Here is a 1,243-nt window from a genome sequence, read left to right as displayed (position 1 = left end):
GGCCGGGTGCGACCGGCTGGTCCTGAGCGCCGGCCCCGGCCAGGACGACCTGCGCGCCTTCTGCCAGGCCGCCGGATTCGTTGAGGACGGGCACAGCCTCGCGCGGCCGTTGCTGAAGCGCGGATCCGGCGAGACTTGAGATCCGCGACACCATGGGCGCAGCCGGCAGCGGATATCGGACGTTGACCCGGAGATACTGGAGTTCCACCCATGCTGCTGAGATCCGAAACCCCGCCGTCACCCGGAAACCTGCAGGCCGACCCGCCGCCGGATTCGGACAACCCGACCTCGGCGCAGCTCAAGGGCGATATCGACAGCGGGCGGACCGGCGACAAGATTCCCCATGTCGATGTCGGCGCCGCCCCGCTCGGCACCTGCGAGGAGGCCGGCGGCGCACCGCCGACGTCCCAGGAAGTCCGCCTGGCGCGGCAGAACGAGCGCGCGCCCTCCGAAAAGGCCGCGGCCGGGATCATGCAGAAGCGCACGCCCTGGATCACGCCGGCCTTCGCGGGTGCCATCGTGGCGATCGCGGTGGTGCTGACCCTGTCGCTCTGGCTGACGCACTGACCAATCCCCGCGGGGTCCCGGGATGATGCAGGACGACACGGCACCGCTGGAGGCGGCTTAAAGGTCGATTCACGTCGATGCGGTTAGCGTGAGCTTACTGCAGTCTTGCGTAAACCGATCCTCATGCCCCCATCCGTCGACGCTCCGCCGGACCTGTCCGGGCTCCTCGAATTGGCACGGATCGAGAATCTCGATCTCAAGCCGGTGATCCTCCGGGTGCAGACCGACCTGTTCGTTCGGGCACCCGGCCGGGACCGGGCCGAGATCGAGATCTTCGAATCCCTCGCCTGCGGCCTGATCCCCACGGTGGACGACGAGACCGCCGAGGTTGTCGCCCGCAAGCTCGCCCCCTTCCCCGAGACGCCGCCCGCCGTCCTGGAGGCGCTCGCCCTCCGGGGCGGCGCCGTGCGCGACACGGTGGTGACGCTCGCCCCGGTCCTGAGCCACAGCCTGATCGAAGCCGCCCTCGCCGACGGATCCGACGTCGCCGCCCGCATCGCCACCCGGGTCGGGCTGAGCCGCGAGGCGGTCGACGGGTTGTCCCGCGAAGGTCGCATCGAGATCGACCTGGCGCTCGCCGCCAATGTCGGCGTCACCCTGCGCGGCGCGGCACTCGCACGCCTCGTGAGCCGCGGCCGTGGCGTCGCCGACCTCGCGCACCGGCTGCTCGCCCGCC

1 protein-coding gene and 1 pseudogene are annotated in these 1,243 nt (G+C 71.0%); both read left to right on the top strand.

Features of this window, described 5'->3' with window-relative positions; translation table 11 throughout:
- The first annotated feature begins 210 nt into the window (after positions 1–210).
- Entirely contained in the window at positions 211–567 is a 357-nt protein-coding gene (locus tag FV228_RS30180; protein WP_147857782.1) for a hypothetical protein, read from the top strand.
- A 123-nt stretch (positions 568–690) separates the two neighbouring features.
- Positions 691–1,243 (top strand): annotated as a pseudogene (locus FV228_RS30175) (DUF2336 domain-containing protein); the annotation flags it as partial.

The organism is Methylobacterium sp. WL18 (assembly GCF_008040015.1).
Classification (GTDB): domain Bacteria; phylum Pseudomonadota; class Alphaproteobacteria; order Rhizobiales; family Beijerinckiaceae; genus Methylobacterium; species Methylobacterium mesophilicum.
This window is presented reverse-complemented; position numbering and strand designations above follow the sequence as displayed.